This window comes from Geminisphaera colitermitum TAV2 (genome assembly GCF_000171235.2).
In the GTDB taxonomy this organism is placed as follows: domain Bacteria; phylum Verrucomicrobiota; class Verrucomicrobiia; order Opitutales; family Opitutaceae; genus Geminisphaera; species Geminisphaera colitermitum.
The window spans coordinates 1-1,028 of the sequence record NZ_ABEA03000049.1; the positions used below are offsets into that span (position 1 = coordinate 1).

At 63.7% G+C, this 1,028-nt stretch carries 1 pseudogene; it reads left to right on the top strand.

Annotated features, from left to right (window positions below):
• A pseudogene (locus tag OBACDRAFT_RS06125) lies at nucleotides 1-1,028 on the top strand (phosphoribosylformylglycinamidine synthase); the annotation flags it as partial.

Sequence of the window (1,028 nt, forward strand, 5' to 3'; positions counted from 1 at the left end):
CCCCCCCTCCGCCCTCACCCTCATCGTTGCACCGCGCCCCGGCACCATTTCCCCCTGGTCGAGCAAAGCCACCGACATCGCCCACATCTGCGGACTCGGCGCGATCAAACGCATCGAACGCGTCATCGCCTACACCATCACCCTCGACAACGCCGCCCTCCGACCCCCGCTACACGTTCTCCCCGCCGAAAAAATAGACCGACTCCGCGCTCGTATCCACGACCGCATGACACAAACCGTTTTCCAAAACACCGACGCCCTCTCCGCCCTCTTCCGACACGAACACCCCCGCCCCATGACCACCGTGCCCGTCCTTGCCCAAGGCCGTGCCGCGCTCGTCGCCGCCAACCGCGACCTCGGCCTCGCCCTTGCCGACGACGAAATCGACTACCTCGTCAAATCCTTCACCACCCTCGGACGCGACCCCAACGACATCGAACTCATGATGTTTGCGCAGGCCAACTCCGAGCACTGCCGCCACAAAATCTTCAACGCCACCTGGGACATCGACGGCCAAAAACGCGACCGCTCGCTCTTCCAGATGATTCGCAACACCCACCAACTCCACAGCGAAGGCATCCTCTCCGCCTACAAAGACAACGCCGCCGTACTCGAAGGCACCCGCGGCGGACGCTTCTATCCCGATCCCGCCACCGGCGACTACGCCGCCCACGAACAAGACATCCACATCCTCTGCAAAGTCGAAACCCACAACCACCCCACTGCCATCTCCCCCTTCCCCGGCGCAGCCACCGGCTCCGGCGGTGAAATCCGCGACGAAGGAGCCACCGGACGCGGCTCCAAACCCAAAGCCGGCCTCACCGGATTCACCGTATCCAACCTCCGCATACCCGGAGCCATTCAACCCTGGGAAAAAGACAACGGAAAACCCGACCGCATCGTCAGCGCCCTCGACATCATGATCGAAGGCCCCCTTGGTGGCGCCGCCTTCAACAACGAATTTGGCCGCCCCAACATCAACGGCTACTTCCGCACCTACGAAGCCGCCGTCCCCGCCGCGCACCCCG